26 protein-coding genes and 3 pseudogenes are annotated in these 25,507 nt (G+C 64.6%); 13 read left to right on the plus strand and 16 right to left on the minus strand.

The window, feature by feature from the left end:
• Window positions 1–88: 88 nt before the first annotated feature.
• On the plus strand, window positions 89–286 hold the full coding sequence (locus QTI68_RS34865) for a hypothetical protein (RefSeq protein WP_286528520.1): 198 nt from the start codon (window positions 89–91) through the stop codon (window positions 284–286).
• Between the two features lie 121 nt (window positions 287–407).
• On the opposite strand, the gene QTI68_RS34870 is transcribed toward QTI68_RS34865, so the two are convergent.
• A complete protein-coding gene (locus QTI68_RS34870; protein WP_286528521.1) occupies window positions 408–902 on the minus strand; it encodes a hemerythrin domain-containing protein in 495 nt (164 codons plus the stop codon).
• Between the two features lie 231 nt (window positions 903–1,133).
• Between QTI68_RS34870 and QTI68_RS34875 the strand changes: the two genes are divergently transcribed.
• The 3 genes and pseudogenes from QTI68_RS34875 to QTI68_RS34885 all read left to right on the plus strand — a co-directional run.
• Complete coding sequence (locus QTI68_RS34875; RefSeq protein ID WP_286528523.1) at window positions 1,134–3,557, plus strand: catalase; 2,424 nt, start codon at window positions 1,134–1,136, stop codon at window positions 3,555–3,557.
• Between the two features lie 184 nt (window positions 3,558–3,741).
• Complete coding sequence (locus tag QTI68_RS34880) at window positions 3,742–4,881, plus strand: sensor histidine kinase (RefSeq protein WP_286528525.1); 1,140 nt, start codon at window positions 3,742–3,744, stop codon at window positions 4,879–4,881.
• A 95-nt stretch (window positions 4,882–4,976) separates the two neighbouring features.
• Window positions 4,977–5,126 (plus strand): annotated as a pseudogene (locus QTI68_RS34885) (integrase); the annotation flags it as partial.
• A 210-nt stretch (window positions 5,127–5,336) separates the two neighbouring features.
• Here the strand turns inward: QTI68_RS34885 and QTI68_RS40375 are convergent.
• From QTI68_RS40375 to QTI68_RS34905, 6 genes and pseudogenes are all read right to left on the minus strand, one after another.
• The gene (locus QTI68_RS40375; RefSeq protein WP_503011793.1) at window positions 5,337–5,438 is read right to left on the minus strand and encodes an integrase; all 102 of its coding nucleotides are present in this window, start codon (window positions 5,436–5,438) and stop codon (window positions 5,337–5,339) included.
• Window positions 5,439–5,636: pseudogene (locus tag QTI68_RS40380) on the minus strand (hypothetical protein); the annotation flags it as partial.
• Window positions 5,620–5,724, minus strand: a pseudogene (locus tag QTI68_RS40385) (integrase); the annotation flags it as partial. The pseudogenes QTI68_RS40385 and QTI68_RS40380, both read right to left, overlap by 17 nt.
• 458 nt (window positions 5,725–6,182) lie before the next feature.
• The gene (locus tag QTI68_RS34895; protein WP_286528527.1) at window positions 6,183–6,536 is read right to left on the minus strand and encodes an alpha/beta hydrolase; all 354 of its coding nucleotides are present in this window, start codon (window positions 6,534–6,536) and stop codon (window positions 6,183–6,185) included.
• A gap of 76 nt (window positions 6,537–6,612) precedes the next feature.
• Window positions 6,613–7,269, minus strand: a complete 657-nt coding sequence (locus tag QTI68_RS34900) for a hypothetical protein (protein ID WP_286528529.1) — start codon at window positions 7,267–7,269, stop codon at window positions 6,613–6,615.
• Window positions 7,270–7,319: 50 nt separating this feature from the next.
• Window positions 7,320–8,399, minus strand: a complete 1,080-nt coding sequence (locus tag QTI68_RS34905; RefSeq protein WP_286528530.1) for an AraC family transcriptional regulator — start codon at window positions 8,397–8,399, stop codon at window positions 7,320–7,322.
• Window positions 8,400–8,996: 597 nt separating this feature from the next.
• Here QTI68_RS34905 and QTI68_RS34910 point away from each other — a divergent pair.
• Window positions 8,997–11,930 (plus strand): ATP-binding protein, encoded by a 2,934-nt coding sequence (locus QTI68_RS34910; protein ID WP_286528532.1) that lies wholly within the window; start codon window positions 8,997–8,999, stop codon window positions 11,928–11,930.
• Here the strand turns inward: QTI68_RS34910 and QTI68_RS34915 are convergent.
• Window positions 11,917–12,501, minus strand: a complete 585-nt coding sequence (locus tag QTI68_RS34915) for a hypothetical protein (RefSeq protein ID WP_286528534.1) — start codon at window positions 12,499–12,501, stop codon at window positions 11,917–11,919. The genes QTI68_RS34910 and QTI68_RS34915 overlap by 14 nt on opposite strands.
• Window positions 12,502–12,741: 240 nt before the next feature.
• Here QTI68_RS34915 and cyoE point away from each other — a divergent pair, with 240 nt between their 5' ends.
• The 7 genes from cyoE (at window position 12,742) to QTI68_RS34950 (ending at window position 18,945) form a co-directional block, all read left to right on the plus strand.
• Window positions 12,742–13,638: a heme o synthase gene (cyoE, locus tag QTI68_RS34920; RefSeq protein ID WP_286528536.1), complete on the plus strand. Its 897-nt coding sequence runs from the start codon at window positions 12,742–12,744 to the stop codon at window positions 13,636–13,638.
• 7 nt (window positions 13,639–13,645) lie between these two features.
• A complete protein-coding gene (gene cyoA / locus QTI68_RS34925) occupies window positions 13,646–14,494 on the plus strand; it encodes a ubiquinol oxidase subunit II (protein WP_286528538.1) in 849 nt (282 codons plus the stop codon).
• Entirely contained in the window at window positions 14,491–16,461 is a 1,971-nt protein-coding gene (cyoB, locus tag QTI68_RS34930) for a cytochrome o ubiquinol oxidase subunit I (protein ID WP_286528540.1), read from the plus strand. The genes cyoA and cyoB overlap by 4 nt, the downstream gene beginning before the upstream one ends.
• Window positions 16,458–17,090, plus strand: coding sequence for a cytochrome (ubi)quinol oxidase subunit III (locus QTI68_RS34935; protein ID WP_286528543.1), 633 nt, complete (start codon window positions 16,458–16,460; stop codon window positions 17,088–17,090). The genes cyoB and QTI68_RS34935 overlap by 4 nt, the downstream gene beginning before the upstream one ends.
• Window positions 17,087–17,467, plus strand: coding sequence for a cytochrome o ubiquinol oxidase subunit IV (locus QTI68_RS34940; protein WP_286528545.1), 381 nt, complete (start codon window positions 17,087–17,089; stop codon window positions 17,465–17,467). The genes QTI68_RS34935 and QTI68_RS34940 overlap by 4 nt, the downstream gene beginning before the upstream one ends.
• A gap of 411 nt (window positions 17,468–17,878) precedes the next feature.
• On the plus strand, window positions 17,879–18,709 hold the full coding sequence (locus QTI68_RS34945) for an alpha/beta fold hydrolase (RefSeq protein WP_286528676.1): 831 nt from the start codon (window positions 17,879–17,881) through the stop codon (window positions 18,707–18,709).
• Between the two features lie 20 nt (window positions 18,710–18,729).
• Window positions 18,730–18,945 carry a hypothetical protein gene (locus tag QTI68_RS34950; protein WP_286528547.1) on the plus strand — a complete coding sequence of 72 codons (216 nt, stop codon included), beginning with the start codon at window positions 18,730–18,732 and terminating at the stop codon, window positions 18,943–18,945.
• Between the two features lie 757 nt (window positions 18,946–19,702).
• On the opposite strand, the gene QTI68_RS34955 is transcribed toward QTI68_RS34950, so the two are convergent.
• The 3 genes from QTI68_RS34955 to QTI68_RS40390 all read right to left on the minus strand — a co-directional run bounded on the left by QTI68_RS34955 (window position 19,703) and on the right by QTI68_RS40390 (window position 21,355).
• Complete coding sequence (locus tag QTI68_RS34955) at window positions 19,703–20,434, minus strand: MgtC/SapB family protein (RefSeq protein ID WP_286528549.1); 732 nt, start codon at window positions 20,432–20,434, stop codon at window positions 19,703–19,705.
• Window positions 20,435–20,443: 9 nt separating this feature from the next.
• Window positions 20,444–20,986, minus strand: coding sequence for a hypothetical protein (locus tag QTI68_RS34960; protein ID WP_286528551.1), 543 nt, complete (start codon window positions 20,984–20,986; stop codon window positions 20,444–20,446).
• Between the two features lie 240 nt (window positions 20,987–21,226).
• Complete coding sequence (locus QTI68_RS40390) at window positions 21,227–21,355, minus strand: 3-hydroxyacyl-CoA dehydrogenase NAD-binding domain-containing protein (RefSeq protein WP_503011792.1); 129 nt, start codon at window positions 21,353–21,355, stop codon at window positions 21,227–21,229.
• Here QTI68_RS40390 and QTI68_RS40395 point away from each other — a divergent pair.
• Window positions 21,318–21,440 (plus strand): hypothetical protein, encoded by a 123-nt coding sequence (locus QTI68_RS40395; RefSeq protein ID WP_503011794.1) that lies wholly within the window; start codon window positions 21,318–21,320, stop codon window positions 21,438–21,440. The two genes, QTI68_RS40390 and QTI68_RS40395, sit on opposite strands and share 38 nt — an antisense overlap.
• On the opposite strand, the gene QTI68_RS34970 is transcribed toward QTI68_RS40395, so the two are convergent.
• From QTI68_RS34970 to QTI68_RS34990, 5 genes are all read right to left on the minus strand, one after another.
• Window positions 21,437–22,384: an IS481 family transposase gene (locus tag QTI68_RS34970; RefSeq protein ID WP_286528553.1), complete on the minus strand. Its 948-nt coding sequence runs from the start codon at window positions 22,382–22,384 to the stop codon at window positions 21,437–21,439. The two genes, QTI68_RS40395 and QTI68_RS34970, sit on opposite strands and share 4 nt — an antisense overlap.
• 316 nt (window positions 22,385–22,700) lie before the next feature.
• Window positions 22,701–22,946 carry a hypothetical protein gene (locus QTI68_RS34975; RefSeq protein WP_286528555.1) on the minus strand — a complete coding sequence of 82 codons (246 nt, stop codon included), beginning with the start codon at window positions 22,944–22,946 and terminating at the stop codon, window positions 22,701–22,703.
• Window positions 22,907–24,049, minus strand: a complete 1,143-nt coding sequence (locus QTI68_RS34980; RefSeq protein WP_286528556.1) for an NAD(P)/FAD-dependent oxidoreductase — start codon at window positions 24,047–24,049, stop codon at window positions 22,907–22,909. The genes QTI68_RS34975 and QTI68_RS34980 overlap by 40 nt, the downstream gene beginning before the upstream one ends.
• Window positions 24,042–24,206: a 3-hydroxyacyl-CoA dehydrogenase NAD-binding domain-containing protein gene (locus tag QTI68_RS34985; protein WP_503011790.1), complete on the minus strand. Its 165-nt coding sequence runs from the start codon at window positions 24,204–24,206 to the stop codon at window positions 24,042–24,044. Before QTI68_RS34985 ends, QTI68_RS34980 begins: the two co-directional genes overlap by 8 nt.
• Window positions 24,207–24,477: 271 nt before the next feature.
• Window positions 24,478–25,482, minus strand: coding sequence for a catalase family peroxidase (locus tag QTI68_RS34990; RefSeq protein WP_286528557.1), 1,005 nt, complete (start codon window positions 25,480–25,482; stop codon window positions 24,478–24,480).
• Window positions 25,483–25,507 lie beyond the last annotated feature (25 nt).

The following is a 25,507-nucleotide window of genomic DNA, read 5'->3' on the forward strand; positions in this document are numbered from 1 at the left end:
CATTCAGCACACTGCCCGGCAGGAAGTCCCGACGAGGAAACATGGGACGCGCAGCGGAAGGGAATCACACAATGGTCCGGATGAACTCATGGTCAAGAAGCTTCAGCTAAAAGACGAGCAGTGGACGAAGCTGGTCAACCTAGCCAACGATTCGGGGACCGAGGCCAAGGTCGAGCCCAGCCACGCTTCGGCTCGCCTGAGGTCGCACCGGTTAGTGTCCCAAGATGTCAATGGCCTCGAACGCGTGACCGAACAAGGAACGCGTCGCCTGAGTCAAGGGCGTTAGCATCGGTCTATCCGACGTGGCGGTCACAAGCACCACCTGCCAATGGCCGCTAAATGTCAAAGCGAAAGTTCGGGTCGTCTCTCGCGCGCGAGGGCGCAGAACTGGATCGCTCTGACGACCCTCAGACCATTGCGCCAGACAGTTCTGCCATCAACTCTTCCTTGCGCGTAGCCAACCGGTCCCGCATGCCGACCAAGTCCAGGCCGCGGGCCGCGCGCGCCTTGACGAAGAGTTCGTTGCGCTCTTCCTTCACGTGGTGATCGATGTATTCGCCCAGCACCTTGACCTTGGCATCGAACATGTCATCCACGTCCACGGCGGCTTCGAGCTGTGCAATCAGACCCTTGGCCGTGCCGTGCTCCACCTCGGCCTCGTCGAGCAGATCGGTGTCCTTGATGGCTCCACGCACGGCAGGGTAGAAGATCTCTTCCTCGATCCGCGCATGCACGGTCAGCTCTATGCAGATCTCATTGGCAAGATCGCGCTTCTTCTGGGCGGCGCTCGCGGCCTTGGATCTGGCGAGAGTCTCGTAGTCGCCGAACATCTTCTTGACCTTGCGGTGATCGGCATCGAGAAGGCTGCAGGCATCGGGTGCAGCGCGCTTGGTGGTGGGCATCGTGGAACTCCATGGTGGGTGCGGGGAGCGACGATGCTCGGACGCGCGTCCGGGTGGAAACGTAGGATGCCGACGCGTCCCGCAATGACCAAAGGCTGACGGCGCGCAATTCCGGCGGCCGATCCGGAATATTCGTCCCGCCGCCACACAGGACCCGTTGATGCGGCCAATTCCTACAGGCACGCAAGCAACCGGCGCCATAGGCTCGCGCTCCCATCGAACGAGACCGCCATGGCCAAAAAACTTCCCTCCCCTTCAGTCGAACTCGACGCGGCACACGCCGCGGCACGAAACACCGACGGCGGTCCCGCCACGCCCGCTGCGCCCGCGGCGGGCAAGGGCGATCTGCCAGCCCAGAGGGCGATCGACACCCAGGCGGTCGCCGGTGGCATGACGGCCAATCCGCACAAGCCCCTGGAATACGGTCAGGAAAACGCGCAGACGCCGCCCGTCGGTGCCACCGTGAGCCCGCCTTCGAGACTGCCCACCGGCAGCACGCTGTCCGAACGGAACTTCTCCGGCAAGACCGGCACTGTCGCGTTGGAAGGCGTCAACGCCACGATCGACACCCTCGACCGCGTTCGCGTGGACGCCGGTGGACAGCAACTGACCACCAACCAGGGGGTGCCGATCGCCGACAACCAGAACTCGCTCAAGGCAGGCGCGCGTGGACCGGCCTTGCTCGAGGACTTCATCCTGCGCGAGAAGATCACGCACTTCGACCACGAGCGAATTCCCGAGCGCATCGTTCATGCGCGGGGCTCCGGCGCACACGGCTTCTTCGAATGCTACGAACCGCTCACCACATACACCAAAGCTGCGCCCTTCAAGGAGGCGGGCAAGGTCACGCCGGTGTTCGTTCGATTCTCTACCGTGGCGGGCGAACGGGGCTCCAAGGACACGGCGCGCGATGTGCGCGGCTTCGCGGTCAAGTTCTACACCGACGAAGGCAACTGGGACCTGGTCGGCAACAACATGCCGGTCTTCTTCATCCAGGACGCGATCAAGTTTCCCGACCTGGTGCATGCGGTCAAGCCCGAGCCGCATCACCAGATGCCCCAGGCGGCCAGCGCCCACGACACGTTCTGGGATTTCGTCTCCCTGATGCCCGAGTCCACGCACATGCTGATGTGGCTGATGTCGGATCGCGCGATTCCGCGCAGCTACCGGATGATGCAAGGCTTCGGCGTCCACACCTTCAGGATGGTCAACGAGGGGGGGGAGTCCGTCTTGGTCAAGTTCCATTGGCAGCCCAAGCTCGGCACCCATTCCCAGGTCTGGGAAGAGGCGGTGAAGATCTCGGGCGCCGATCCGGACTTCCATCGGCGCGATCTGTGGGAGGCGATCGAGGCCGGCGAGTACCCGGAATGGGAACTCGGCCTGCAGATCTTCACCGAGGAGCAGGCCGAACAGTTCAGCTTCGACATTCTCGATGCGACCAAGCTCATTCCGGAGGAACTGGTGCCGGTGCAGGTGGTCGGACGCATGGTGCTGAACCGCAATCCGGACAACTTCTTTGCCGAGACCGAGCAGGTGGCGTTCTGCACGGCCCACATCGTGCCGGGACTCGATTTCACGAATGATCCTCTGCTCGCAGGACGCATCCACTCCTACGTCGACACGCAGATCAGCCGGCTCGGCGGTCCCAATTTCCACGAGTTGCCGATCAACGCACCGGTTGCCCAGGTTCACAACAACCAGCGAGACGGCATGCACCGGCAGGCGATCCATCGCGGCCGGGTCGCCTACGAGCCGAATTCGCTCGCCGGCGGCTGCCCGTTCCAGGCCGGTGCCGCCCAGGGCTTTACCAGCGTCGCTCGGCGCCTGGACGCCAAGGAGAGCGCCGACAAGGTCCGCATCAAGCCCGAGAAGTTCGCCGACCACTACACCCAGGCCCGCCTCTTCTTCGAAAGCCAGTCCGATGTCGAGAAGGCACACATCGGCAATGCCTTCCGCTTTGAGTTGTCGAAGGTCACCGTACCCGCGATTCGCGAGCGCGTGGTCGCCAGCCTGCTCAACGCGGCGCCCGACCTGGCGGCGCGGCTGGCGCAGGACCTCGGCATGGATCTGCCCGCCCCGATGCCGAAGGCGCTGGAGAATCCGGGGCCCCCGGAAGTCGAAAGCTCGCCGGCGTTGTCGCTCCTGGCCCGGCCCGGCGACGGCGGCATCCGGACGCGCAAGATCGCGGTGCTGGTTGCCAACGGCGTCGAAGGCGCATCGCTGGGCAAGCTGGTGACAGCGCTGGTGGCGGCGGGCGCCGTGCCCCGCTTGGTGGCAGCCCGTCTCGGCACCTGTGTGGGGATGGGCGGCGAGAAATTCGCCGCGGACGCGACCATGGAGAATTCGCCTGGCTTCCTGTTCGACGCCTTGGTGCTGCCGGACGGCGCAGATGCGGTCGCCGCGCTCGATGCGGACGCCCACACGCTTGAGTTCGTGCGCGCGCAATACTGGCACTGCAAGACCATCCTGGCTTTCGGCGCCTCGCAAGCACTGCTCGCCGAAGCGCAGATACCGATGACGATGCCGGATGGCTCGGCCGACCCGGGCCTGATCCTGGCCGACGCGACCGCCGCCGACGAAGCGATCGCCGATTTCATCGGTGCCATGGGCAAGCCTCGGCATTTCGGCCGCGAGAACGATCCGCCAGCGGGTTGATCCGGCGAAGCGGGCATCGGCAGCCGTCTGCAGGCGGCTTCACCCTTGCGAGACTTCGAAGCGGAGTCCGTCGCCATGCGAGTAGCCCTTGTGACAAGTCTTGCTCCTCGCTCGCAGCACCGTATCCGCGCGGTACGGTCTACGATGGCCTGTGCCCTTTCCCGGCAGCCTGCAAGGAAACCCTATGCGCTTGGCCGAATTCATCGACGGCAATGTGGAACCGATTCTGGCGGCCTCGGAGGCGTTCACCCAAACGCAGCTGCCGGCCGCCTCCTTCCTGGATCACGCGGCGCTGCGCGACCACATCCCGATGATCCTGGCGGCGGTCGCCAAGGACTTGCGTTCGCCCCAGACGGATCGAGAGCAGATTGCCAAATCGCTTGGACACCAGGCCGGTGTGGAGGGTGCGCCTGAAACGGCGGCACAGACGCATGCCTTGCTGCGCGCAAAGGCGGGATTCGATATTGCTCAACTGGTGGCGGAGTACAGGGCCCTGCGCGCCTGCACCCTTCGACTGTGGTTCGATTCAGGGCTGGCCAGCGGCCCGGACGTCGTCGACGACCTGATCAGATTCAACGAAGCGATCGACCAAGCCGTCGCCGAGTCGGTCGCACATTTCACCGCGGAAGTCGATCGGTGGCGACACGTGTTTCTTGGCGTGCTGGGACACGACCTGCGAGGCCCGCTCAATGCAATTCTTCTGACGGCCGAACTGCTTTCGCGAATGACCACTGAAGTGCCGGTTGGCAACCATACACTGCGGCTCATCCGAAGCGGCAAGCGCATGAAGGCGTTGCTCGACGATCTTCTAGATTTCAGCCGTGCCTCACTTGGACTGGGCATTGCAATCCATCGCGCGCCGGTTGATCTGGCGGCGGCCTGTGTCGAGGAGATCGACCTTCTGCGCGCAGCACTTCCCCAGGTGGAGATCGAGTACGACGCCGCCGGCGACACCTTCGGAAGTTTCGACGGCTCTCGCGTGCGGGAAGTTCTCGGAAATCTGGTGACCAACGCCGCCCGATACGGCGCACGCGATGCTGCCATCCAGGTCGGGCTTTGGGGCGATGCCAGCGGCGTTCACCTTTCCGTCGCCAATAGCGGCCCGCCGATTCCGAATGAAAGCATCAAAGGCCTGTTCGAGCCGCTACGGCGAGGCCATCATGACGAAAACGCCGACAGCGCCAATCTTGGACTGGGTCTTTTCATCGTTCGAGAGATCGCCAGGGCTCACGGCGGCGAGATCCAAGTTGACTCCACGATCGACCGCACGGTCTTTGCAATAGTGCTGCCGCGCACCGATGCACCAGCCTGCGAGCGGGCATGAGTCCTTGGCCGGATGCGATTTGGGCCAGAAGATGGCCAAAAGAAGCAAGCTTGGCTGCCGAGGCGCTCGGATCGGGATCAATGCCGGTTGTCTGAAACTCGATGCGGCGAACCAAGGCAACGCTGCTCCACCGCCGCACCAACAACCTGCGCGCCGTACAGTTGCTGCTTGGCCATGCCAAACTCGAGTCGACGGTGAGGTACCTCGGCATCGAGGTGGACGACGCCTTGGAGATCTCGGAGCAACTGAAATCTGATCCTGGCGGCAATCAATCTGGCATGCCGTCGATCGCAGAGGTCGGCGAGCGATTGGTCTGCCCGCCTTCCCAAGGGCCTCGCTGCGGCCCAGCCGAACGGCAGCTTCCAGGAACCAATCTGGAATGGCGGTGTCGGCCACTAGCCGACCTTCGCCAACGGCAGCTTCGGGGATGGTCGCGATCCTTAAGAACTGGGCAGCTAGGCATCCACGAGGCTGCGCACACCGCCGCCACCGACCTTGAGCACATGCGTGTGGATCATCGTGGTGGCCACCTCGGAATGCACCAGGAGTTCTGCCATGTCGTAAACGGCTTGCAGCAAGTGGATTGCAAATGAATGTCGCAGCGTATGCGGCGTGGCCGGTTTGTGAATGAGCACGACCGGAATCCGGCGCTTTACCTGCGGCCGATCTCCCCATCCATGGCAGTTGCACATCGAGTACCTTCCCGTACAAGAAGAGGAGAGTCGAGAATGCCTGGCGATGCGTGGAGGCTGCATCGCCTCGGTCGTCGGCGAGCCAGGACAAGAAGGCGCTTCGACGGCTGGGGTCAAGCGTGCTGGCATGCCGGAGATGATGGAAACGGATGAATGCCCGGCACCAGTAGGCATACGCCTCCTCGGTGCGCTAGCTGTAGTGCAGGAGTCGGATGCGCGCAACGGAACGGAGCGAAGCGGCGGCAACGCCGCCTGGGAGGCGCACTCCCACGATGTCGGGAGCCCCTCCGTGGGGTGATTGACATGCTTGGCATGCAAACCTCCAATCTCGACTGACCGCACGGCCAAGCATTTACCCCGAGCCCTGAAGCCATGCTGATTCGCCTTGTCACGTAGTACTGCTCCCGTCGGACCACCCGAGCGGCGCGCGATCGCAGGTCGGACGGCGAACGGATGGTCGGCACGCACGACTGCGATCAGCGCTTAGGGGAACAGTTCGACAACTTCGATCTCCGGATCGCACGAACTGAACGTGAGGTACATGCAGCGCGAGCCCAAAACGCAAGGCGGAGCCGAAGGACCGTTCATTGCGATCGAAAGCACCAGCGATTAGCGCGATGCTTGCCGCGTGAAGGACAGGCCTGTGTTGAACTGGGCCGGTACTTGGTCGCGGTAGAAAGAACGGCGGTCGAGACTGTCGCGGTTCTCGCGCGCCTTCGCGACGGCCTCGGCGCGGACTACCGCACGGCTCGCGATCGAATTGAACGACTCGGCGCCCGCGCCTATGCCGGCAGCCTCGCCGTACACGTTGCCGGCGTGGGCTGCGTTAACAGCTTCGCGCGCGACATCGGCGCGGTTGGCAGAGGACGTCAGAGGGTGCACGCCCTCATAGGTCTCGGCCTGAGCGCCTGCGATGGCGATAGAGGACAAGGCCAATGAAACGAGGATCTTTGAGATTTTCATGGTGCTTCCTTTCGAGGTAGTGTTGGGTGGAGTGCCACGAAAGTAGTGACTCATGTGGCATAAGGGAAAACCTTTGTTATTCGCGACCCCATGTTCGCGAAAGAAAACGATGGTCTACGCAGGCCGTTGCGGGAGTGGCGGCATCGCCCCGGTGGAGCGCACATGGATCAGCACCGAGGCGATCTGATCGTCGCTCAGTTCCGCCATAAATGAGGGAGGGCGCCGTATGCGGGTGTTCTTTGACCGTGAGGGATCCGCTGGAGTCTGCATGGATCGCGGTTCTATCGGCCTCCGTGCCGGCGCCGCCGGCGGCAAGCTTAGCGCCCACCAGTTCGGCTCGGTCGCGGCCATCGTCCCATTCGGAAAGGGTGTTCATGTGGGACCAGCCGACATAGAACACACCGAACGCCAGCAAGACGGCGATGAACCCGCGCTCCGTCCATGGGACGGGTACGCTGTCCTCGTGATCGGCCGGCTGCTCGCGTTGGGTCAGAGGAAGGAGGTCTGGTTCCTTCATGGCATTTCCAGTCTGCGCTTTGTCGTCGCCGGTGATGCAGGATGCCACCATCCCGGCGCGAACGACTGGGTCGGGGTGCAGTGTCAGGACGTTCGCGGGTGAGTACTCTTCAAGCCGCATAGACGGCCTCCCAAGCTGCACGTCAGTGCCCTCACCCGGCGCCGCGTTGGCGGCGATCTGGTCCGTCATGAATGTTTCGAACTGCTGTTGATTCATAGTGTCTCCAATTTCCGGCGTCGACGACGCCAATGCGGCACTCGGTGGGATCACGGCGTGGCCCCCGACCGGAGCGCCGATCGGAACGCGCCCGGCGTGCGGCCCTTCCAGCGTTTGAATGCATGGATGAAGCTCGCGGGCTCTGCATACCCGAGGCGGCCGGCGATGTGCTCGATAGGCATGCGGCTGCAACTGAGGAGTTGTTCTGCGGTGGACCTGCGAATCTCGTCGCACAAGGCTGCGAACGTCGTGCCTTCCTTCTGAAGATGACGTCGCAATGTCCGCTCGGACATGCACGAGGCTGCTGCGACCTCACCCATCTCGGGCACTCCTTCCGAATGCGCGCGAAGCAAAGTCTTTACTCGTCCGGCCACGCTGGCGCGGTCGCGTACGGCGTCCCGCAACTGCAGGCATTGCGCCTGCGCCACCCGCAAGGCATATTCATCCGCATGAGCCAGCGGCAGCGCCATGTCGTCCGCGTCCATCGAAAGGTGGGTATGCGTGGTGGCGAAGCCCACCTGAATTCCGGTCAGACGCGAGTAGGGTTCGTCCTCTGCCGGGCGCGCGAACGCAAATGACACGCCGCGCGGCGAAAGGTCGCGGCGCGCGATGTCGCGCCACGTTGTCAACAGCGCCGCGACCGCCCGCTCGGTAACGAAGCGGACGAGTTCGGGCGAAACCAATCGCGGTCGTACCGTCACGCCGTAGCGGGAAGCGTCCCCGTGCAGCTCGAGTGTGACGAACGGGTCGAAGAGCTCGCCATAGTCCACTACCAGACGAGTCGCATCCGCAAGGGTCGAGCCGCTGACCATGGCGAATCCCAAGGGACCGAGGGTCGTGAACCGGTAGCGGGCGCCGACTTCGAGCCCCAGGCCGGCGACATCACCGCACAGCACGCTGAGATTCTCGATCGCGTGATGCTCGGCGTGCTGGGGAATCACACAGCCGGGGTCGGAAAGATCGCCTTCGGCCAAGCCGGTGCGTGCAAGCAATTGCCGGGTCGAAACGCCCCGCCGCCTGGCAACGTCCAGCATGGCGGCCAGGCTGCCGGGCCCTCGGCCACCGGCGGGCGATGCGTGATCGGTGCGAGGGTGCGTCGGTTGGTGAATCGTGAGGTGACGGGCAGACATGGTGGGCACTCGTTGATGGCGCCATGGAGTGACGCCGCATGCCCTGACTTTGGCGCCTGGCCGAGTGCAACGCCAATCAATCGTCAGCAAGATTTCCAAATCACTGCTTCGCTGAATAAGGGGCTCTTGCGACTTCTAAAGGGCGCTAAAGCGCGATGCTCCTGTCGGGCCGGGAAGCGACTGCATGCTGCCTCGAGCAAGGTAGACGCCTGCTCGCACCGGGGCAGGCGGCCCAGACTGGTTGCCAGTGACGTCGTCGGTGAGGATGGTGCTGCGCGCGCCTCAATATATCAACGCGGGTAATACGCATCGAAGGGTTCTGGCCCGTCCTTCGCGTCGGTCCGTCTCCAAAGTGATCAAGGCCGGCGAAAGCCGCTGGTCGTGGCAGAGTTCGATCCATCCAGCTTGAGAGCCCTCGCACCGCATCAATCGCGCGCCATCCTGGAGGTGCCGGATCACCCTAGTGGCTACGCCCAGAGGCCAGGCGCGACGGATCCTTCCAAATCCAGCAACAAGCATTTGCGCAGACGACGCTGTTTCGGCGCAAGCACGCGTACTAGATTTCGTCATCGTGCCCACTTTGTTGGAAGGCCCTCGATGACCATGACGCCCGACGAGACAGCCGCCGACTTGGCCGATGAAGTTGTCCGGTTCGGACCCTTTGCGCTGCAGCCGGCACAACGCGTACTCATGGAGGGGGACACCCGCATCCACCTTGGAAGTCGTGCCTTCGACATTCTGGTGCTGCTGATCAGGCGGGCGGGGACCTTTGTTCCGAAGAGCGACATCCTCGACACGGTCTGGCCCGGCGCCGTCGTCGTCGAGGGCAACCTGCCTGTTCACGTCGGCGCCCTGCGCAAGGCACTGGGCGATGGTCGGGACGACCGCCGTTACATCGTCAACGCTCCCAATCGCGGCTACAGCTTCGTGGCGCCATTGAGCCGCATCCGCGGCGGCGCGTCGCGGACCTTGCCCTCTGACCCGGAACGAGCAACGCCCGGGCTGACGCGTCCTCTGCATCGCGTCGTGGGGCGAGACACGACCACCGCCCTGTTGACGCAGCAGGTTCGTCAGCACCGCCTCGTGACCATCGTCGGTGCCGGCGGCATAGGGAAGACGACTGTCGCGGTGTCGGTCGCTGGGGCCGTCGCCGCGCAACCGGGGCAATCGCCCGTTCACTTCATCGACCTCGCTCCCCTCTCAGTCGCAGGTCGTGTGCCCGATGCGCTCGCCACGGCTCTGGGCTTGAACGCCAGCGTGGACGACGCCATGCCCAACATCCTGGCCTTCCTCCAAGACAAGTCGCTGCTGCTGCTCCTGGACAACTGCGAGCATGTGCTCGACGCGGTTGCGGAACTGGCCGAAGCCGTGCTGAGATCGGCACCCGGTGTCCGCATCTTGGCCACGAGCCGCGAGCCCTTGCGGGCCGAAGGCGAACGAGTCCACCGACTGCAGCCGCTCGATCTACCCACCGAAGGCTCGAGCTTCACGGCAGCCGAGGCGATGCAGTTCGGTGGGATCGAGTTGTTCGTGGACCGGGCAACGGCGGCGCTGGACACCTTCGCATTCGAAGACGTCGACGCGCAGTCCGTGGCCGACATCTGCCGTCGGCTCGACGGCATCCCGCTCGCCATCGAGATCGCCGCGGCCTCCGTCTCCACGCTCGGCCTTCGCGGGGTCGAGGCGGCACTCGGCAACTACTTCTGCAGGCTCAGCACGGGCCCGCGCACAGCGGTGCCCAGACACCGGACGCTCGAGGCGGTGCTCAGCTGGAGCTACGCGCTCCTGTCAGGCCGCGAGCGTACCGTGCTTGCAAGGATCTCGGTGTTTCCCGGGAACTTCACATTGGAGTCTGCCGGCGTGATCGCTTCCTGCGACGCCTTGACGCCTGCGGAAGCCTCCGACACGGTCAGGGACCTTGCCGCGAAGTCGCTGGTGTCGGTAGACGCCAGCAGCGGCCGTGCGAACTTCAGGCTGCTGTTCGCTCCGACCCGCCGCAACTTGTCGGACCGCCTGGCAGAGGCGGGAGAAGTCCGCGCCGTGCGACGGCGCCATGCCGAGCATGTCCTGGATCTGATGCGCGAATCGGAACACGCCTGGCGCGACGCTGCAGCGTTCGATTGGCGACAGCGATACGGGCGGCATCTGGACGACGTGCGGTCGGCAGTGGCCTGGGCGATGTCGGCGGACGGCGATGTCGACCTCGGCATCGCGATCACGGTCAGATCCGCCTTGCTGCTGTTTCAGCTCTCCCGAATCGATGAAGGCTCGCGGTTCGCAAGCGCCGCGATGGACGCGCTCGCGCGCTCGCCGAAGGTGCCTGCGCAGCTCGAGTTCGAGCTGCAGCTGGTTCTCGGACTCATCCTGCCACACACGCATGGGCATCATGTGGCCGCACAGCGCTCGCTCGAGCGCTCGCTGGCGATGGCGCAGGAGCGCGGCGACACGCGGCAGCTCGCGCATGCATACACGACGAACTGGATCGGCGCCTACGTTCGCGGAGATCCGCGGGCGATGCTCGAGTTCTCGCAGCGGTTCGAGGCGCTCACGGCAGGAGCAACCGATCCGGCGACCACGCTGCTTTACGACTGGATGAAGGCCCCGACGCTGCATCTACTCGGGGACCAGCAAGGCGCGCGCACTTACGCCGAGCGCAGCCTGGCAGCGCCGACGACGGCCAGGGCGCCGTTTCTAAGCGGCGCGCTGATCGACCGCCGCGTGGCCATGGGAACGATCCTCGCTCGCGTGCTGTGGCTCCAGGGCCTCTCCGAACAGGCCGAGGCGGTCGCAATGCGAACCGTGGAGGATGCGCGTCGCGACGGCGAGAGCGTCGGACTCGCCTACGCGCTGGCCGCTGCCGCTTGTCCGGTGGCATTGTGGACCGGCCGGTTCGATGTGGCGCGCGAACGCATCTCGCTGCTGCTGCGTCACACCGCCGAGCATTCGCTCGCGTCGTGGCGCAACTATGGGCTCGCCTTCAAATCGCTGCTGGACTGGCAAGAGGGCGAGCGCCAGGGCGCCGCCCCGGTGCTGCCCGCCGCGGTCGATCTCAACCAGCGCATCACGCAATTCGCGGAGCTGCTGGCCACGCTGCACCCGGCGTGGGCGTCCGAGACGACCTTCCTGCGCGGCGACGCGGGCGACGCCGGGTGGTGCCAGGCCGAACTGCTGAGAGTGCGCGGTGAACGAGCACGCAGCCGCGACAGCAAGGCCGCCGAATCCTTGTTTCTCCGGTCGCTCGAACGGGCCCGCCAGGACGGCGCCTTGTCCTGGGAGCTGCGAACGGCGGCGAGCCTGGGGCGCCTGTGGATGGCGCAGGGTCGCAAGCACGAAGCCTTCGAGCTGCTACAGGCGGTACTGGACCAGGTGACCGAGGGGCACTCCACGCCCGAGGTCTTGGAAGCCGTGGTACTGAGCGACGCACTGGCGGGCGCCATCGCCATGCCGCCTCGTCCCGCGCTCATACCGGAAGGCCATCGAAGGTTCGAGGTCGCCAATGTAGGGGAAGCACTTCCCCTCACAAGAGCCTGAATGACCTCACAGCTGCGGCCCACGCGGTGCGCCGGTCCGGTAACTCGTATTCCAGCAGCGTATCGCTCTTGGGCTTGCCGAGGGAGCAGCGCCCGCCCACCATGACCCCGATGTAGTGTTTGCCGGTCTTGTCCGAGACGGATCTTGTCGGTGGCTTGGCCGCCGGCGGGCAGTGCACCCTCGAGCGTGGGGTATTCCTTCGAGAGGGAGAAGAGGCCCACGATGGCGCTGGCCGCCAGAGCTCCCACAGCAGCTTGCCGCCGTGCGACCCCGCCGCGCTCAGGTGGCAAAAGACGAACGGGGTCAGCAGCCACGCGGCGAGACCGAACCACACATCGATGCGCGGCAGCAACTGCGACCAATCGAACCGGACCTCCCACGCGGAGCACGCCACGGTGCCCAGCAGAAGAACCGGCGACACCGAAAGCGCGGCGGCACGGCCGCGCCAGACGAGCCAGGCGCAGAGGAGCAGTCCGACCCGAGCGAGCAGATAGTAGGCAGAGCCGTCGCGCCAGAGCAGCACGGCGCCGCCCACGCAGAAGGTGAGCGCCAGCATGTTGACCTGCCACATCAATTTTCTGTCCGCTTCCCTCGCCGGCATTTCGGCGGACCCAACGGAGACTGCATGCATCGCAATCCTCGGTGCTGTGCCCGCAAGGGCCGCCTCTCCGGCATTACCCATGCCGAACTCCGCTGAAAGGACGCATGACACATGACGAACGACAACCCCATCCGCAGCATTGCCGTCTTATGCAGGTGAACGGGCTTTCACTCTGAACCCCACCAAGTGAGATCAGTCATGCCCCCATCCATGAACGAGACCAGGATCGGACTGGTGCGCGCCCAATCGGGTGCACACCGCCTACGCGGGTACATTTCCCTCACCAAGCCGTGCGTGGTCACGCTCATCGTGTTCACCGCAGTGATCGGGATGTTCCTGGTGCCAGGGCGGCTCCCGTTGGTCCAGGCGGTGTTTGGCGCTTTGGGCATTGCCCTGGTGGCGGCTGCCGCTGCGGCTACCAACTGCCTGCTCGAGGCGAAACGGGATGCCCTGATGGCGCGCACGCGCGGGCGGCCGCTGGCATCGGGCCGGCTCAAGACCACCGAAGCGGCGACGTTAGCCGCCGGCTTGGGCTTTGCCGGGCTGTGCATGCTGCATGCACTGGTGAACCCACTGACGATGTGGCTCACGCTGGCGACGTTCGTGGGCTATACGATCGTCTACACGCTGCTGCTCAAGCCGCGTACTCCTCGGAACATCGTCATCGGAGGAGCCGCGGGCGCGATGCCGCCGGTGCTCGGGTGGGCCGCGGTGACCGGCGAGGTATCCGCGGACGCGCTGCTGCTGTTCCTGATCATCTTCGTGTGGACGCCACCGCACTTCTGGTCGCTCGCGCTCTACCGCCGGAATGACTACGCGAAGGCCCGCGTGCCGATGCTCCCGGTGACGCACGGGATGCGACACACGCGCAGACAGGTGCTGCTCTACACGCTCGGGCTCGTCGTCTCGAGCGTGCTGCCGTTCTTCACGGGCATGAGCGGTGCCGTGTACCTGGTGAATGCGCTGTCGCTCGGCGCGATCTTCATCGCGTACGCGACGGCGCTTTGGCGTCGCTACAGCGACAAGCTCGCACGCGCGACGTTCCGCTATTCGATTGCCTACCTCACGCTGCTCTTCGCAGCGCTGCTGGTCGATCACTACCTATGAGGACGAAATGAAAAGATTGTTCGCCGCCGCCGGCTGGATCGGCCTCGCAGCGTTGGCCGGCTGCAAGGAAGGCGTGCTCGACCCGAAGGGGCCGATCGCGTTCGCCGAGCTCCAGATCCTGTACAACTCGACGGGCATCATGCTGGCGATCGTCGCTCCCACGATCATCGCCACGCTGGGCGTCGCGTTCTGGTTCCGCTCGTCCAACCGACGGGCCCGCTACCGGCCGGACTTCGAGCATTCGGGCCGGATCGAACTACTCGTCTGGGCAATCCCGATCATGACGGTCCTCCTGGTCGGGAGCGTCGCGTGGGTCGGCTCGCACGACCTCGACCCGAAGAGGCGGATCGAATCGACAGCCCGGCCGGTGCGTGTTCAGGTGATCTCGCTCGACTGGAAGTGGCTGTTCATCTACCCGGACGAAGGCGTCGCCACGGTCAACCAGCTCACGATTCCGGTCGGCCGGCCCGTGACCTTCGAGCTGACCGGCTCCGGCGTGATGAACAGCTTCTTCGTGCCGCAGCTCGGCAGCCAGATGTACACGATGGCCGGCATGGTCACGAATCTGAACCTCCAGGCCGACCATGAGGGCATCTATCGCGGACTGTCCGCGGAGTTCAGCGGCGACGGCTTCGCGGGCATGCGGTTCACGGTCCACGCCATGAACGATGGCGACTACGCGAAATGGCTCGCCGACGCGCAGTCCGCGGGCCGGGCGCTCAACGCCGATACCTACACCGAACTCGCCAGGCCGAGTGCGGCCGTCGTTCCCATCACGTACGGCATGGTGGCATCCAACATCTTCGACAGCATCGTGAACGCCGCGATAGCGGAATGCAGAGGGCAGAGAAAATGAGTCTCCTTGGCAAACTGAGCTGGGCGGCGATCCCGTTCGACCAGCCGATCATCATGGGCGCCACGGCGTTCATGGGCCTGCTCGTCGCGTTCGTGCTCGGCTGGGCCACGTACAAGCGCGCGTGGCCCTATCTCTGGAACGAGTGGATCACTTCGGTGGACCACAAGCGCATCGGCGTCATGTACATGATTCTGGGGATGCTCATGCTGCTGCGCGGCTTCAGCGATGCGATCATGATGCGCGCGCAGCAGGCGGTCGCAGCCGGCGGCGCACAAGGCTTCCTGCCGCCCGAGCACTTCAACCAGATCTTCTCGGCGCACGGCACGATCATGATTTTCTTCGTGGCGATGGCGCTGGTCATCGGCCTGATGAACTACCTGCTGCCGCTGATGCTCGGCGTGCGCGACGTCGCGTTCCCGACGCTGAACTCCGTGAGCTTCTGGCTCACCGCCTCGGCCGTGCTGCTCACGAACGTCTCGCTCGTCGTCGGCGAGTACTCGAAGGCCGGCTGGATGGCCTACCCGCCGCTCGCCGGGCTGCAGTTTTCTCCCGGCGTGGGCGTGGACTACTACCTCTGGGCGCTGCAGCTTTCCGGCATCGGCACGCTGATGTCGGGCATCAACTTCGTCACCACGATCCTGAAGATGCGCGCGCCGGGCATGGGTCTCATGCGCATGCCGATCTTCTGCTGGACCGCCCTGGCGGCGAACCTTCTGATCGTCGCCGTGTTCCCGGTACTCACGGCGACCTTTGCCATGCTGCTGCTGGACCGCTACCTCGGCTTCCATTTCTTCACCCTCGATGCCGGCGGCAACCCGATGATGTACGTGAACCTGTTCTGGGTCTGGGGCCACCCCGAGGTCTATATCCTCGTCCTGCCCGCGTTCGGCATCTTTTCGGAGGTCAGCGCGACCTTCTCGGGCAAGCCGATGTTCGGTTACCGCTCGATGGTGGCCGCGACGATGGTGATCTGCGTGCTCTCGATGACGGTCTGGCTCCATCACTTCTTCACGATGGGCGCGAGCGCCAATATCAACGGCTTCTTCGGCATCATGAGCATGGTGATCGGCATCCCGACCGGCGTGAAGATCTTCAACTGGCTCTTCACGATGTACGGCGGGCGCGTGCGGTTCACGGTCCCGGTCCTGTGGACCATCGGGTTCATGGTGACCTTCGTCCTGGGCGGCCTGACCGGCGTGCTCCTGGCCGTTCCCCCCGTGGACTGGCAGGTTCACAACAGCCTGTTCCTGATCGCTCATTTCCATCACGTCATCATCCCGGGCGTGCTGTTCGGCATCTTCGCCGGGGTCGACTACTGGTTCCCCAAGGCCTTCGGCTTCAAGCTCGACGAGAAGTGGGGGCGGCGCGCGTTCTGGTGCTGGTTCATCGGCTTCCACCTCGCCTTCATGCCGCTCTATGTCGCGGGCCTCATGGGCATGACGCGCCGCATGCAGCACTACGACCACCTCCCATGGCAGCCATGGCTGGTCGCCGCGGCCATCGGCGCGGCGATTATCATGCTGGGCATCCTGTGCCAGGCGATCCAACTGGTCGTGTCGATCCGCGATCGCGAGCTCAACCGCGACCTGACCGGCGATCCGTGGAACGGCCGGACGCTCGAATGGGCCACCGCGTCGCCGCCGCCGGCATGGAACTTCGCAGTGCTGCCGCAAGTGGCCGACAAGGACGCGTTCTGGCTGGCCAAGCGCCGCCCGAAGGCGCCGCGCCGCGGCTATCACGCGATCGAGCTGCCCAAGAACACCTCATTCGGCTTCGTGACCGCGATCTTCGCCTCCATCGGCGGCTTCGCGCTGATCTGGAGCATCTGGTGGCTCGCACTGGCGAGCCTGCTGGGAGCCTTCCTTGCGACGCTTGCATTCGCATTCCGCAAGCATGACGAATTCGAAGTGCAAGCCGGCGAACTCGAGCAGTTCGATCGCAACCATCCCGTGGGAGTTGCCGCATGAACATGGCCGTCGATTTCAATTCGCTTCACATCGCAGCGGCGCCGAGCGCGAGCGAAGCGGGTCCCGCGTCGAAGCGCACCGTGGCCGGCTTCGGGTTCTGGGTCTACCTGCTCAGCGACATCGTGATGTTCTCGGCGCTGTTCGCGACCTACGCTGTGCTTGCCCACGCCACCGCCGGCGGGCCGGGCAGCAGCCATCTGTTCCGCCAGGGCGGCGTCGCCCTCGAAACGGCCTGCCTGCTTGCATCGAGCTACACCTGCGGTCTCATGTCGATGGCCGCCCACTCGCGGCGGCGCGGCGCGTTCTACCTGGGCGCGATCGTGACGCTCGCGCTCGGGGCCGTGTTCCTCGGCCTCGAACTGCGGGAGTTCGGCGACATGATCGCCCGGGGCGCCACGCCGCAAAGCAGCGCCTTCCTCTCGGCCTTCTTCACGCTCGTCGGCTGCCACGGCCTGCACGTCGCCGTGGGCCTCGTGTGGCTAGCCGTCATGCTGGCCCAGGTGGCGCTCCGTGGCTTCCACGGCGCTGTGGATCGCCGGTTGCTGTGCTTCTCCTTGTTCTGGCACGCGCTCGACATCGTCTGGGTCGCGGTGTTCACGTTTGTCTATCTGATGGGAGTTCGTGCATGAGCCAAGCGACATTCGACCAAGCGCCCGGAGACGTTCCGGCAGCGGAAGGGGGCGGGTCTTCGGGCCTGCTGGTGTACACGATCGGCTTGCTGCTGGCGCTCGCGCTCACGGCCCTGTCATTCTGGGTCGCGAACACGCAGCTGCTGTGGGCACCGGGCATCCCGCTCGGACTCGCGGTGCTCGCGATTGCGCAGATGGGCGTGCATCTCGTGTTCTTCCTGCACATCACGACCGGGCCGGACAACGCGAACAACTCACTCGCGCTGGCGTTCGGTGTCCTGGTGGTGACGCTCATCGTCGCCGGCTCGCTTGTCATCATGGACGACCTCCACATGAGGCCGGGCGGGACGATGGACATGCCGGCGCGTGGCACCTGACCCGGTCATCAGCATGAGAACCGCTTCGTCATCCGGATCTACGCCTTGGACACACGCCGTCCATCGGGACAGCTCCCGGACGAGGCGGCGGGACGACCGCACTGCCGAGTGCGTGGCGCAGCGCGAGCCCGCGGCATCACACGGCACCCGGACCTCCGCATGCGAGCCATCGACATCGGACGGTCACGCACTTCCAGCGTGATCTTGTCCACCACTGCTCCAGAACCACCCATGAAAGGAGTTGACCCCATGAACCGAGTGCCCGCGCCGACGCCTGCTTTCTATGAGATCACGCGCCGGCAGTTGCTTGTTGTCGGGGCAGGCGCTGCAGCAGCAGCGGCTTTGCCCTTCGCAGCTTCGGCTGCTTCCACCGCGCAGAACAGCGCAGAAACCCCGAAAGGAAATCAACCCATGAGCTATGTCACCACCAAAGACGGTGTCCAGATCTTCTACAAGGACTGGGGCCCCACCAATGCGACTCCCCTCGTCTTCTCGCACGGATGGCCCCTGAGCTCCGACGATTGGGATGCGCAGATGACGTTCTTCATCTCCAAGGGCTATCGCGTCGTTGCGCACGATCGTCGCGGGCATGGTCGCTCGACGCAAGTCTGGAGCGGACACGACATGGACCACTACGCCGACGACCTCGCCGCTGTCGTGAACCATCTCGACCTCAAGGGTGCGATCCACGTGGGCCATTCCACCGGTGGCGGTGAGGTCGTGCGCTATCTGGCGCGCCACGGCGAGAAGCGAGCCTCGAAAGCCTGCCTCATCGCAGCAGTGCCGCCGCTCATGGTCAAGACCGCGTCCAATCCAGGCGGTCTACCGAAGGACGTGTTCGATGGCCTGCAACTGCAGACGGCCACGAACCGAGCGCAGTTCTTCCGCGACCTCCCTGCGGGACCGTTCTACGGCTTCAACCGCCCGGGCGCGAAACCTCAGGAAGGCATCATCCAGAACTGGTGGCGTCAAGGGATGATGGGCAGCGCCAAGGCGCACTACGACGGCATCGTTGCGTTCTCGCAGACCGACTTCACCGACGATCTGAAGAAGATTGGCCTGCCTGTGCTGGTGATGCACGGCGACGATGACCAGATCGTCCCCTACGCCGACTCCGGGCCGCTGTCTGCCAAGCTGCTGAAGAACGGCACGCTGAAGACCTACAGGGGCTTCCCGCACGGCATGCCGACGACGCAGGCGGACGTCATCAACGCGGACTTGCTGGCTTTCATCAGGGCCTGATTGCGTTGGTTCTGACGATCATGAACAAGCCTCTCGCAGCCTACGCGATGCGCATGCATGTGCGCTCCAGCGTCGAGGCATTCTCGATTGCGACCTTTGCCCTGACTTTCGGCTGCGGCTGCGTCGCAACCGTCGTTCTGGTGGTACTGGGGGCGGCTGCTGACCCAACCGATTGCTGCCACGTTGACGAGATCGCAAACCAGGTTCTGGAGGCATTTCGCAGTCTGCGGCACTAGTGGCTCGAAGGCCTAGATGGTTTGAACGGCCTCGTGCAGATGCGCCACCAGGCGACTCAAACCGGTCGACCTCAGCGACCTTGTGGCGGGATTCGGCATGGTCCAGACCAGTCACCGCCTCATGCGCAACGTACCGGAATCTGCGTGGGATCCAGCGTGTTGTCCCACCTCTTGTACGGTGCACCTCAGCACTGGCTTGCAGGCCGAGTACCCTGAGCGTCGAGTTGTGTTGGGGGGCGGCTGGTTGAGGCAGCAAAGGGTTCGCTGAGCGATGCGTGCGCGACTTTGCTCGCGGTTGACGACAACCCGAACGTCTCCTAGTACCACGATTCGTGCGGTCCGGCCGCGCTCCATCGAGGTCTCGTCTTGCGCCGCGTCCTGCCACACCTGCGCAAGCCTTCGCCGCACCTTGCCTCCGCATAGCGTCCCCGGAGTCCGTGAGATTGGCCACGGACACGCCTATGAGTCGCCGGCTTCCGACCGCTCCAATGCAAGTTCCCAGGCTCGGTCTCGTCAATACGAACACGAACAGCAGGCGATCAGCGCCGGCGCGAGATAACTGTCGTGTTGAGCTCGCGCGAGGCTGAGGAGATCGCGGCCGTTAACGGTCAACAGCGCCCGTACGAGCAACGAGTCCGGCAGCAGAATCAGGAAAGAGTCAATGCATTGGCCGCGGCAAACCGGGACAACCAGCAGCGCAAGGGGTTCTCCCGTTGGGAGGGAGGGGGCACCTGATCAAGCACCTTTCTCATCCTTCTCATGCGCGGCTCGAGTGCGTCAAGGTGAAGCCCTCTACGTGCGCGAGCTGGGACAGCTCTTCCACGATCGTGCTCAACGCGTTGGTTCGCGCGCTCGAGTTCGTGAAGATCAGGCACTGAAGTTCGAAGTGGGTGCCGTCGAAGCTGACGGTAAGGCTCTCGGGCGGGATGCGAAGTCCGCGTTTGGCCAGGAAGCAGTGAATCTCCTCAGGTCTCGGCCTGTGTCCCTCGCGAAATCGAAGCGTTCCCGCCATCGCCGCATGGGCGGGCAGGCGCTGCTCGATCCGAGGCACGATGGCCGTGCAGACCACGAACAAGGCCATGAGTCCGATGGCCGGCAGGTAGAACCCCACCCCCACCAGAATGCCGATCGCCGAGGAACCCCAGATCGATGCCGCGGTCGTCAGGCCGCGCACGTTGAGGCCGGTCTTCACGATGATCCCGGCGCCCAGGAAGCCGATGCCCGTGAGAATGCTGCCGATGACCTTGGTCGGATCCGCGTCGGTGACGTTTTGCACCGTGCCCCAGTACCACATCGTGGGGTAGCCTGCCAGCAAGGTGACCGCGCAAGAGGTCGCGCAGACCAGGCAATAGACCTGGCTGCCGGCGGCGCGCCCGCTGAAGTAGCGCTCGTAGCCCACGAACCATCCAAGCAGCAGGGCCATGGCCATGTTCCCCACCATCCACACGGCCGCGCCGTGCCAGCCGTCGTTCAAGCCGAGTAGAAGCATCGGCGCCACTTATCGACATGAAGACGGTGATGCCGAGAGCGAGTGATAGAACTCTGACGCCGGCCAGGGTCGAGGTGAGAACGACGAGGCGCAGGCTGAGTGGTTCTCGTGAACACATTCGCGGTGGCGAGGCCGCCTCCGACGATCACGAGACGCGGCAGGCCCGTTAGGCACGCAACCTGAGGAGAGCGACGAGTTGATCGTTCTCTCCGTTCGTAAAGTTGCTCGATCGAGCGGGAGCCGGCCTCCCGCAGCATCGGCGATCTTGCTCTTGAGGTCTTGCGTGATCCTCGGATCGCCTAGCGTCTCGAACGCCGGGAGCAGGCCTTCGAATACGCCTTCCAGGAAGTCGACGCGCTCGATCGATCCATCGTTGTGGTCGAGCGAGCCTATGTTTGTCCAGTAGACGTGTCCGGCTTCGACTTCGACCGCGACGCCGTCCGGCAACCGGCCTCCCGTGGCGATGATCTTCTTGTCGGAACCGTCGGGACGGACCGAGAACACAAGGCGATCGGCAAGGTCGAGTAGGAAAAGACGACTGGATACGCTCATGGCAGGCTCGTTGTCAGTTGGGATGACTTCAGTCTGGCGCCGGCCCCCGGAAAGCCGCGGCGGGAAGCGGACAGAAAATTGACACGAGAGGTCAAACGCACCTGTGTCGCTGACTCGCGCGCTGCGGCCGGGCGGCGGCGCAAGATGCCAGCGTCGGGCGCGCGGGAAAGTATCATGAGCGACTCCTCCACTTCCGACGCGCTCGAGATCGTTTCCTTCGCGACGTTCCAGCTGTCGACATCAGGAGATACCTGCTTCGACGAGGGGGATGAGGTGGGGGGTGAACGGGTGTCCGACGACGATGCGCTCGAAGTGCTTGCACTGCGATTGCATGACGCTCGGCGTGATGCCCGAGGAGCTCGAAGCGATGAGCGAATCCGCTGGCGTCGCCGCGTCCATGTTCGAAGAGCTTCATCCTGAAATCGGGGCGCTCGCGCCCGTTTCCCTGTACTAGATGTCGAGTTCCAGCAGGTTGTTCATGGCCGGAATCCGGCTCATGGGCGGCTGATGGTCGAGGGCTGAGTGTGGCCGATGCCAGTTGTAGTGATGGATGAAGGGCTGTAGCGCGGCCTCGCGTTGAGCTGAGCTTTCGTAGGGTCTGGCGTAGGCCCATTCGCGCAGGCTGGTCTGAACGAAGCGTTCGGCCTTGCCATTCGTCTTAGGGGTGTAGGGCCGGGTGCGGATGTGGCGCAAGCCCAGTTCGCCGCAGGCGGCGTCGAAGATCTTCTTGTACCCAACGCCGTTGTCGGTCATCACACGGTCGATACGCACTCCCAGGCGGGCGTAGGCGGCGACTGCTTCGCGCAGGAATTGCGTGCAACTCGCAGCGGTTTCGTCAGGCTTGATTGCTGCAAATGACACTCGAGAGTGATCGTCAATGGCCAGGTGCACGGCATCCCAGCCGAGGCCCTTGCTGCGGTTGAGCGTGCGGTCTCCGGTAATGCGGTGGCCCACGCCCTGTATGCGCCCCAGGCGCTTGGTGTCAATGTGCAGCAGTTCGCCAGGCGCAGCCCTCTCATAGCGAACGACTGGCAAGACGGGCTCGAGCGACCTCAGCCTCGACAGTCCAACGCGCTTCATGCAGCGACTGAGAGTCGCCAGGCTGCGGCCGGCCTGCATGGCAATGCGCCATAGAGGCCATCTTTGTCGGCGCAACGCTTCGAATTGAGCCCGATCCACAGCGCTGGTGGCGTGCGGGCAATGAGCAGGCTTGGAACTGCGGTCATTCAACCCTGGCAAGCCTTCGGCCTTGAAGCGGGCGAGCCACTTGTACGCCGTCCTTACGCTCACGCCGCCAGCTTCGCTGGCGGCACCCACCTTCCAACCCTGCTGCAGCACCCGATTTACCAGCAGGGCTCGACCTTTGGGCGTCAATCTCGCATGCTTATGGCTGTTCATCCGTCTCTCCTGAGTTGAGTAGCCGTGTCTTGGTAACCACAGCTTCCCAAATCTGGGACGGATGAACAACCTACTGGAACTTCACAACTAGATCGGCCTGCGACAGCGCCTGCGCCATGTCGATCGCCGTAAGCGCTGCCCAGGCGTCATCGCAATCACTTGAAGGGCGAAAGCGTCTTCAATCCGTTCCTCTGCACGCTTATCGCGTGGCGGACCTGACGCGAGGCACGCCCTCAGGTCAAAAGATCTCACGCGCACTTGCCGTAATCGAGATGGACGAGATGCGGGAGGGCTCACCGCCGACGCCCCCCACGAGCTAGGCCCTCTGCCTGGCCGGCTTCGGCCCGGGGTCACGGCCGCCATGGTTCTCCAATTGCTCCCAGGTTCGGGACGGCGGTTCGGGGATCAGCCTGGAGCTGCGCTGGCCGGTTAGGTACGACCACAGCCACTGGATCTGCACGCGCAGGCGGTTCTGCAACTGCGGCAGGAAGGCGACGTGAAGGAGCGCCCAGAGCAGCCAGGTCAGGGTGCCGCTGGTGCGCCAGCGACCACGTTGCAGCACAGCGAGTTCCTGCCGACGACGGCCATGTTCCCGCGGTCGTTGTAGCGGAAGGGCGGTGGCTGCATGCGCGACTGGTTGATGCCGTTGGCAATGGCGCGGCCGGCATGCCGTCCCTGCTGGATCGCCGCCTGGGCCACTGCGGGCACACGCTGTCCGTCGGTCTCCACGCTGGCGGCGTCGCCGACGACGAAGACCCGGTCGTCCTCCGGAAGATGCAGGCCCGGCGCGACGCAGGCCCGGCCCGCGCGGTCCGTTTTCGTCCCGAGCATGGCGACCAGGGGCGATGCTTGCACCCCGGCGGTCCACAGCACCGTGGCGGCGTCAATGCGTTCCCCTCCCGCGAGCACGCCGTTGGCGTCGATCGTGTCCACCCGCGTACCTGTGCGGACCTGCACCCCAAGCTCCTCCAGCCGCGCAGCCGATTTACGTGCGAGCGACTCGTCGAACGACGCCAGCGCACGCGGACCCGCCTCGACGAGAAAAATGCGCGTTTCGGCGGGGTCGATGCGGCGGAAGTCGCGCCGCAGCGTCTCGCGAGCCATCTGGGCCATCGAGGCGGCAAGCTCCACGCCCGTCGGGCCGGCGCCGACCAGCACGAATGTCATGGCGCGCAGGCGCTCCGACATGTCGTCCGACTGCTCGGCGCGTTCGTACGCCGACAGAATGCGCGCCCGGATGGCTTCGGCGTCTGCCAGCGTCTTGAGGCTCGGTGCGTGGGGGGCGAATTCTTCGTGCCCGAAGTAGCTGGATTGCACGCCGGTGGCGACCACCAGGTAGTCGTAGGGGATCGTGCGCGGCGCGATGCCGGCGGGCGCAACGGTGAGCGTCCGCGCCTGCCGGTCTACCGCACTCACCTCGCCGAGCATGACCGACAGGTTGTCCTGCTGCTCGGCCAGTTGCCGCAGCGGTGCGGCGATGTCCGCCGGCGCCAGCACCGCGGTGGCGACCTGGTACAGCAGTGGCTGGAAGATGTGGTGGTTGCGGCGGTCGATCAGGAGGACGTCCGCGCCGCTGAACCGGAGCTCGCGCGCTGCGGCGACGCCGGCGAACCCGCCCCCCAAGATGACTGCACGCGGTCGTGCCAAAGGGCGTGGATCAGTCATGGGACCGAACCCTGAGCAGCCCCGGCAGGCCGTCTTCGGCGCCCGGGGCGACGTCCGTCACCGTGACGTCCAGGCCGTGCGCCAGGAACAGCGCCGCCCAACTGGCGCCGATCACGCCCGTTCTGATCACCCCGACGCGTTGGATGGTGTTTTTCATGTGAGGCTCCGAAGGAGGCACTGAAGTTAGTCGCGCATCGTGGGCGCTACGCCCGCGCCGCATCGCCGCGAAGTGTGGCGACACGGTGTTCAAAAAGACGACGCAGCGTTGTGCAAGGATCGCAGCTCGGCCACTGCGACCAAGCTCCTGCGCGCTCACATCGAGGCGACAAGGCGCGTTGCCCGATGTCACTGTTCGATCTCTTTGAGCTCCGCGCGAAGCGTGTTGCATTGGCCGTGTAGTCGCGAACATTGGCGAGGCGCTCATTTCATCAGGAGGCGGCACTGCTGCCGAACGGACAACCTGCGCGCTCCAGAGCAGCCAGCCGCCCCCTCCAGCCGCCCGTGCGGTTGGCAACCGAGACTTCGTACACGCCGCGGCGCGCTGCCAGGACCGGATCGTCCGACGGCTCGATACCGTCGGTCAACCGGGTGGGGTCGTGCATCATCACCGGATCGCCGATCTCTTCGACGCTGGTCGTTCGAACGATCTCGAGTTGCCCGATGCGTACGCGAGGGCGATCCTCGGGCCACGGTGCATTCGGGTCGTTCTTAGGATCATCCGCGCCGGCAAGTTGCAGGACAAGATTGAAGATCACCGGCCCCTTGCGTAGCCGCGCCTCGAGTTCCTCGAAGAGATAGGACGGCGGTTGCTTTTGCAGTTCGTCCAACGACTGGCCGGCAACGCCAGCCTCGGGCTCCCAGTGATAGCGCGCGTACTGCACCTCGTCGGCCGCGTTGACGAAGCGGAAGGCGTGAAGCATGTGAAACGCTGTCTGGGCGAGGCTGACGGACGCCGGCAGGCATTTGGCGAGCTTGACCGCATTCGCGACCCATGGACGAGCCGCCAGGAACGGTCCGATCCGGTTGGGATCAGGTGCGCCGGTTGCGGGATCAGGCTCGACAGCGTGCAAAAACTCGAGAGTTTCCTCGGGGGTTCGCGCAAAGAACAGCGGGATCGGCAGGGAGACCAGATCCGTCACCGTGCCATCCGGAAGATAGAACCTTGCCGCCATCGAGGCTGAGGCGGCCGGCCCCCAGGGATTCCCGGACTGGCTGTTCGAATGTCGCACCGTAACCGGCACGGGGTCACCCTGCAGGTGTACGGCCCGACTGAGTTTTCTCGCCTCGGGTGTGGCCCTGAACACACCTGCGTAGTAGCGACCCGAGGCATGCACATCCCGATAGCCGGGATGAAACCGCTGGAAATCCCGGTGGATCATCTCCACCAGCTTCGTGGCCAGGTGGTATTGGCCGTGATTGACGTGATTGTTCATGGTCGTGCCTTATCCGATCAGGACC

This window comes from Variovorax sp. J31P207 (genome assembly GCF_030316965.1).
Classification (GTDB): Bacteria; Pseudomonadota; Gammaproteobacteria; order Burkholderiales; family Burkholderiaceae_C; genus Variovorax; species Variovorax ginsengisoli_B.